This window comes from Kineosporia sp. R_H_3 (assembly GCF_002198675.1).
Taxonomy (GTDB): domain Bacteria; phylum Actinomycetota; class Actinomycetes; order Actinomycetales; family Kineosporiaceae; genus R-H-3.
The window spans coordinates 48,967-55,673 of record NZ_MWLL01000204.1 but is presented as its reverse complement, the minus strand read 5'-3'; the positions used below and the strand labels follow the sequence as shown (position 1 = coordinate 55,673).

6 protein-coding genes and 1 pseudogene are annotated in these 6,707 nt (G+C 78.7%); 3 read left to right on the top strand and 4 right to left on the bottom strand.

Annotation, left to right across the window (positions count from 1 at the left end):
• A pseudogene (locus tag ECOMGDLI_RS25620) lies at positions 1-292 on the bottom strand (hypothetical protein); the annotation flags it as partial.
• Positions 289-903 (bottom strand): SigE family RNA polymerase sigma factor, encoded by a 615-nt coding sequence (locus tag ECOMGDLI_RS25615; protein WP_088319678.1) that lies wholly within the window; start codon positions 901-903, stop codon positions 289-291. The pseudogene ECOMGDLI_RS25620 and the gene ECOMGDLI_RS25615, both read right to left, overlap by 4 nt.
• Before the next feature lie 101 nt (positions 904-1,004).
• Between ECOMGDLI_RS25615 and ECOMGDLI_RS25610 the strand changes: the two genes are divergently transcribed.
• Positions 1,005-3,332 (top strand): SDR family NAD(P)-dependent oxidoreductase, encoded by a 2,328-nt coding sequence (locus ECOMGDLI_RS25610; RefSeq protein ID WP_088319677.1) that lies wholly within the window; start codon positions 1,005-1,007, stop codon positions 3,330-3,332.
• A 13-nt stretch (positions 3,333-3,345) separates the two neighbouring features.
• On the opposite strand, the gene ECOMGDLI_RS25605 is transcribed toward ECOMGDLI_RS25610, so the two are convergent.
• A complete protein-coding gene (locus ECOMGDLI_RS25605) occupies positions 3,346-4,515 on the bottom strand; it encodes an aminotransferase class I/II-fold pyridoxal phosphate-dependent enzyme (RefSeq protein ID WP_088319684.1) in 1,170 nt (389 codons plus the stop codon).
• A 67-nt stretch (positions 4,516-4,582) separates the two neighbouring features.
• Here ECOMGDLI_RS25605 and ECOMGDLI_RS34065 point away from each other — a divergent pair, with 67 nt between their 5' ends.
• A complete protein-coding gene (locus tag ECOMGDLI_RS34065; protein ID WP_198955175.1) occupies positions 4,583-5,194 on the top strand; it encodes a hypothetical protein in 612 nt (203 codons plus the stop codon).
• The gene (locus ECOMGDLI_RS34060) at positions 5,191-5,985 is read left to right on the top strand and encodes an isocitrate lyase/phosphoenolpyruvate mutase family protein (RefSeq protein ID WP_143447936.1); all 795 of its coding nucleotides are present in this window, start codon (positions 5,191-5,193) and stop codon (positions 5,983-5,985) included. Before ECOMGDLI_RS34065 ends, ECOMGDLI_RS34060 begins: the two co-directional genes overlap by 4 nt.
• On the opposite strand, the gene ECOMGDLI_RS25595 is transcribed toward ECOMGDLI_RS34060, so the two are convergent.
• Positions 5,960-6,700 (bottom strand): helix-turn-helix transcriptional regulator, encoded by a 741-nt coding sequence (locus tag ECOMGDLI_RS25595; protein ID WP_088319676.1) that lies wholly within the window; start codon positions 6,698-6,700, stop codon positions 5,960-5,962. The genes ECOMGDLI_RS34060 and ECOMGDLI_RS25595 overlap by 26 nt on opposite strands.
• Positions 6,701-6,707 lie beyond the last annotated feature (7 nt).

The window sequence follows — 6,707 nt, the reverse complement described above, 5'->3', positions numbered from 1 at the left end:
CTCCCCGGTGACGCCCGCGACGTCCGCCCTCGCCTGCGGGCACGCCGACCGCGCGCGTCCCGCCGGGGGTGAGCGCGAGCACCCCGACCGGCACCGCGACGGCGGCGACGGCCGCCGCGGCGACCGCGACCCGGCGGCGCACGGCCGCCCGGCGGATCCCGGCCCGGGTCCGGCTCGCGAGCCGGGCGACGTCGACGAGCCCGTCGTCGAGACCGCCCGCGAGGGCCCGTTCGAGCCGGGCGGCGACCTCGGCCTCGACCTCGGACGGGAGCGAGGGGTTCCGGCGGCTCATCGCAGCACCTCCTGGTGCTCGGTCATCATGACGCGCAGCGCGGCGAGCCCGCGGTGGACGTTGCTCCGGACGGTCTGGACGCTCGTCCCCATGACGGCGGCGACCTCGGCGTCCGGCAGGCCCTCGTAGTGCCTCAGGACGAGGACGGCGCGCTGCTTGGCGGGCAGCCGGCGCAGCAGGGAGAGCATGAGCTCGCGCTCGTCGACCCGGTGCGACTCGTCGGGCGCCGCGCCGCGCCGGTCCACGACGAGCGACAGCGCGTCGTCCGGCACGGATCGCTCGCGCCGGGCCGCGCGCCGCCAGAACGAGGTGCACGCGTTGACGAGCATCCGCCGCACGTAGGCGTCGGGGACCTCCTGCCGCACGATCGTGTCCCAGTGCCGGTGCACCTTGACGAGCACGTCCTGGACGACGTCCTCGGCGTGCTGCGGGTCCCGCAGCAGGCCCCGCGCCGAGCGCACGAGCGCCCCGGCACGGGCCGCGACGAACGCGTCGAAGTCGTCCGACGCGGACCACTGCGGTGGTCCTGCCGGGGCGTCCCGTCCGGCGCGGGTCACCGCGGACCGCCCCACGAAAGGACGCCCCACCGCCACCCCCGAGGCATCGCTCATGCCCCCATGACGCGCGGCCCGGGTCACAGGATTGCACCGGCCGCACAACTTTCCTGATCGGCTCCCACCGGCGCACGGTGCGACGCCTACGCTCGCGGACCGTGACGACCAGCGCCTCCCGCGGCCGCGGCGTCCGGCACGCCCTGCGGGTGCTCGCCGGCTACGCGGGCCGGGAGCCGTCCGCGGCCGCGCTGCGGCTCGCCGTCCGGGGCCGGGTCGTCCTCGTCACCGGGGCCTCGGAGGGGATCGGCGCCGCGACCGCCCGCCGGCTCGGGGCCGCCGGCGCGACGGTGCTCCTCGTCGCCCGCACCCGCGGCCGGCTGGAGGAGGTCCGGCGCGAGATCGTCGCCGCGGGCGGCACCGCGCACGTCCACCCGGTCGACCTGGCGCGGCCGGAGGACGTCGGCGCGCTCGCGGCCGCCGTCCTCGCCGAGCACGGCCGGGTCGACGTCGTCGTGAGCAACGCGGGGCACTCCATCCGCCGGTCCGTCGCGGACAGCGCCGGCCGGTTCCACGACGTCGAGCGGCTCATCGGCGTCAACCACCTCGGGCCGGTCCGGCTGCTCCTGGACCTGCTGCCGTCGATGCGCGAGCGCGGTCGCGGGCACGTCGTCAACGTGTCGACCGTCGGGCTCGGGCTGCCGACCCCGAGCTGGACGGCGTACCTGTCCTCCAAGGGCGCCTTCGAGATCTGGCTGCGGACGGCGGCCCCCGAGCTGCGGGCGGACGGCGTCACGGTGAGCACGGTGCACCTCGGGCTCGTCCGCACCCGGATGAGCGCGCCGACCGCGCAGTACCGCAACCTCCCGGCGATGAGCGCCGACGAGGCGGCCGGTGTCGTCTGCCGGGCCGTCCTGCGCCGCGGCCGCTGGTACCCGTGGTGGGGCCGGCTCGCCGTCCTCGCCGCCGGGGTGGCCCCGGACGCCGCGCAGGCCGTCGCGACCGCCGGCGTGCGGCTGGCCCGGGCGACCGAACCGCTGCGGGTGGTCGCCGCGACCGGCGCGCTCGGGCCGCGCCGGCTCGGCCGGCTGCTGCGGGCCGTCGTCCGGCACGGCCCCGCGCCGGCGGCCGCGCTCGCGGCGGGCGACCCCGCGGCGGTCGCCGTCGTCGACGCGCAGGGCCCGGTCACCGCCGGCGCCCTCATGGCGGGCGCGCAGGCGCTCGGCCGCCGGCTGCGCACCGACGGGGTCCGGGCCGGCGACCGGGTCGCGCTCGACCGGCTCGACGGCCGGCACCTCGTCGTCGGTCTCGTCGGGGCGACCCTCGCCGGTGCGGACGCCGTGATGCTGGCCCCGGACCTGCCGCCCGACCGCCGCGTGCAGGTGCTGCGGACCGCCGGGGTCAGCGTGGTGCTGCGGCCCGGTCCGGACGGCGCCCCGGTACCGGAGCCCGGCCCGGGGCCGCGCTCCCCCGGCGACCGGACGCCGCGGCGCCGGGTGCCCCGCGTCGTGCCGCTGACGTCGGGGACGACGGGCACGCCGCGCGCCGTGCCGCGGGAGGTGCCGCTGCGGGTGCTCGTCGGCCCGCTGACGACCCACCTCGCCCGGATCCCGATGCGCACCGGCGAGCCGGTCGTCGTCGCCGCGCCGCTGCACCACGGGTACGGGCTCGTCTACCTCGTCGCCGGGCTGGCCCTCGGCTGCCCGGTCGTCCTCGCCGCCGGGCTGCCGCCGCAGCGCCTCCTCGAGGTGGTCGCCGAGCACGAGGCGCGGGCCGTGTTCCTCCTGCCGATCCACCTGCGGCGGATGGCGGCCGCGGCCCGCCGCCCGGACGGGACCGTTGCACCGCAGCACCTCCCGCGGCTGCGCGCGGTCGTCAGCGGGGCAGCCCCGCTCACGGCGTCCACCCTCACCGACGGCCGGGCGCTCTTCGGCGAGCGCGTCTTCAACCTCTTCGGGACGACCGAGGCGGCCTGGGCCACGCTCGCGACCCCGGCGGACCTGCGGGCCGCCCCCGGCACCGTCGGCCGGCCGCCGCGCGGGGTGACGCTGCGGGTCGTCGACCCCGCGGGCGAGGCGGTGCCGCGCGGCACGACCGGCCGCGTCCTCGTCGGCGGCTGGACCGCGGACCGCGGGCTGGTCCCGACCGGCGACCTCGGGCACGTCGACGTCACCGGCCGGCTCTTCCTCGACGGGCGGGACGACGAGATGGTCGTCTCGGGCGGCGAGAACGTCTACCCGGCACCGGTCCTCGCCGCGATCGAGGCCCACCCGGACGTCGCCGACGCCGTCGTCCGGCCGGTGCCGGACGACGAGTTCGGCACCCGGCTCGCGGCGACCGCGTGCCGCCGGCCCGGGACCGCGCTCGGCCCGCAGGAGCTGCGGGAGTGGTTGCGGCCCAGGCTGTCCCGGGCCGAGATGCCGCGCGACCTCGAGGTCGTCGACGACGTCCCGCGGACGGCGACGGGCAAGCCGCGCCGGGAGCGCTGACCCGCAGGGCGCGCTACGCCGGCCCGGCGAGGAAGGCCGCGACCTCGGCGAGGGCCGGCTCCGGGTCGCGGCGGCCCAGGCCGATCCGGAACCGGTCGGCGGGCACCGTCGCGAGGTCGCTCGCGTAGAGCGAGGCGGGCAGCAGGAGCACGCCGCGCTCGTGGAGCAGCCGCGCGCAGAACTCCTCGACGCCGTCCGGCCCGCGGTAGCGCGGGAAGGCGACGCAGCCGCCGTCCGGGCCCTGCCAGTCGAACCACTGCGCGTGGTCGGCGAAGAACGCGTCGAAGGTCTTCGCGTTCGCGTCGAGGACGGTGCGCAGCCGGGCCCGCAGGGCGCCGGCGTTGCGGACGGCGAGGGTCGCGAGCAGCTCGCTCGGGCCGGCGTTGCAGATGCTCGTCCAGTGCTTGCGGGCCTCGATCCGCCCGAGCAGGGCGCGGTCGCGGCTCACGAGCCAGCCGACCCGCAGCCCCGGCAGACCGAGGGACTTCGACGTGACGTCGAGGGTCATCCCGGTCGCGCAGACCTCGACGGCGGGCGGCAGGGTGCGCGCCGGGTCCGCCTCGACGCCGCGGTAGACCTCGTCGGAGAACAGGACGATCCCGCGCTCCTCGCAGAGCGCCGCGAGCGCGAGCCAGGAGTCGTGGTCGGGGACGAACCCGGTCGGGTTGTTCGGCACGTTGACCGCGACGACCTTCGTCGTCGGCCGCAGCGCGGCCCGGACCCGGTCGACGTCGAGCGTCCAGCGCAGCGACTCCCCCGAGCCGGTCCACAGCGGCAGCCCGGTCACCTCGGCGCCGGTCGCGATCGGCACCGACTCCATCGCCTGGTAGTTCGGCACCGTGACGACGGCGTGGTCGCCCGGCGAGAGCAGCTCGGAGAGCGCGAGGAGCAGCGCCTCCTCGGCGCCGGCGAAGGCGAGCACGTCGTCCGGTGCGACGGCCGCCCGGCCGGCGCGCGCCGTCCCGGCGAACGTCGAGGCGACGGCCTCCCGCAACGCGTCGGACCCCGTCGTCGGGACGTACCCGAGCTCGAGGCCGAGCAGCTCGGCCGGGTCGGTGCCCGCGATCTCGAGGAGCTCGCCGACCGTGACGGTCTGCCCGTCGGAGGCCGTGAGGTGGTGGCGCGCGGCGAACTCCCACTGCGCGAAGAAGGCCTCGAGGCGGAAGGAGGGCAGCGTCAGCATGGCGCCACGGTAGCCAGTGCCGCACGCTTCGGGGCTCGCCGAAGCGTTCCGGCCGCAGGATGGCGGCATGCGACCCACGACACCGACCGGGGCCCCGACGGTGAGCAGCGACGTCCTCGACCACCCCGCCTTCACGGTGCCCCCGCTCCCCGATCCGACGGCGACGAGCGGGGTGGCCGGGCTGCGGGCCGCCGTCGTCCGGTTCTGCGACGGGCCGGTGCACACCGCGCGGCGGCGCAGCGTCGAGGTCGTCCTCGGGGGTCTCGACGTCCGGGCGGTCGCCGGGCAGCACCCGACGGCGGCCGTGCTCGACGCGCTCGGCCTGCCGGGCGCGCTGCTCGCGGACGTCGACCTCGTCGCCGCCGCCTACCAGCCGCACCTGCCCGTGCCCGCGGCCGCGGACGCCGCGGCCGACCGGCTCGTCGCCGCGTGCGGCGGCCCGTCGGAGCAGGCGGCCGCCCGGGTCTGCGTGCTCGTGCAGGCGCATGCCGCGACGACCGCGCTCGTCGAACGGCTGCGCACGGGCTCCCCCGAGCCACCGGTCCCGGTGACGCGACGGGTCGGCCCGGACGGCACCGAGGTGCTCGTCGACCTGACGGACGCGCCGTACGGCCGCGGCCCGCACGCCTGCCCGGGGCGCGACCTCGCGCCGCACCTGGCGATCGCGGCCCTGCGATGACCGGCCGCCGGACGCTGCGGACGGCCTTCGCCGTCCTCCACGACGGCCCCCGGCCGCTCGTGCTGCCCAACGCGTGGGACGTCGCGTCGGCGCGGGCCTTCGTCGCGGCCGGGTTCCCGGCGGTCGCGACGACGAGCCTGGGGGTGTGCGCGTCGCTCGGGCTCGTGGACGGCGCCCGCGCCGGACGCGGGGCGGTCGTCGCCCTCGCGGCCGCGCTGCGCGACCTGCCCTGCCCGGTGTCGGTCGACCTCGAGGACGGCTTCGCCGCCGACCCGGCCGAGGTCGCCGCGCTCGTCGGCTCGCTCGGCGTCGCCGGGGTCAACCTCGAGGACAGCACGGACGGCGTCCTCGTGCCGGCCGCGGCGCACGCCGCGAAGGTCGCCGCGGTGAGGCGGCGGTGCCCGGACGTCTTCGTCAACGCCCGCGTCGACACGCACTGGCTCGGTGGCCCCGGGCCCGTGGACGACACGCTCGCCCGCGCGCTCGCCTACGTCGACGCGGGGGCGGACGGGGTCTTCGTGCCCGGGCCCCTCACCGACGCGCAGGTCCGCGACCTGGCGGCGGCGGTCCCCGTCCCGCTCAACGTGCTCCCCGACCCGGGTCGCACCCTCGACGACCTCGCGGCGCTCGGGGTGCGCCGGGTGAGCACCGGGTCGCTGCCCTACCGGGCCGCGCTGCGCGCGGCCGTCGACGCCGCGTGCGCCGTCCGCGACGGGGCGGCGCCGCCACGGGCCGTGCCGTACGCCGACGTCCAGGCACTCGCCGTCACAGCGGCGGCCGACCGGTCCTGAGCAGCGCTCGCTCCAGGGCCGCGAGCACCTCGGCGCCGGTCGCGGTGAGCCGCAGCGCCCGGCTCCCGGGTCGCGGCTCGACCCAGCCGCGGTCGCGGAAGACCGTGAGCAGGTGGGCGCCGAGCCGGCCGGCGAGGTGCGGACGGCGGCCCGTCCAGTCCAGGCAGCCGCGGGCCACCGGCCGGCGCCCACCGGCCGGGGCGGTCGCGACGGCCGCGACGGCGAACCGCTCGACGACGGGGTGCGCCGGCAGCGGGTCGGCGAGCGGCACGTCCCGCCCCGTCTCGGGGGCGGCCAGGCAGCCGGCGTCCACGAGCAGGTCGGTGACGCGCAGCCCGAGGTCACCGGCGAGGTGGTCGTAGCAGGTGCGCCCCGCCCGCAGGTCGGCCGAGACCCGTTGCTGCCGCAGCGATCGCACGGTCAGCCGCGGCGCGATCGCCTGGAGCGCCTCGACGGCACGCGCGACGTCCGGCCCGGCGAGCGCGAAGTACCGGTGCCGCCCGGACGCCGTCACGGTGACGAGCCCGTGGTCGGTGAGGACCTTGAGATGCCCGCTCGCCGTCGACGCAGCCACCCCGGCGGCCCGGGCGAGCTCGGACGCCGTCCAGGCCCGGCCGTCGACGAGCGCGTCGAGCATCCGGGCGCGGGCCGGCTCGGCCATCGCCCGCGCCGGGACCGAGAGGTCCGCGGGACCGGGGGTCACGTCGTCCGCCATCGGGCCA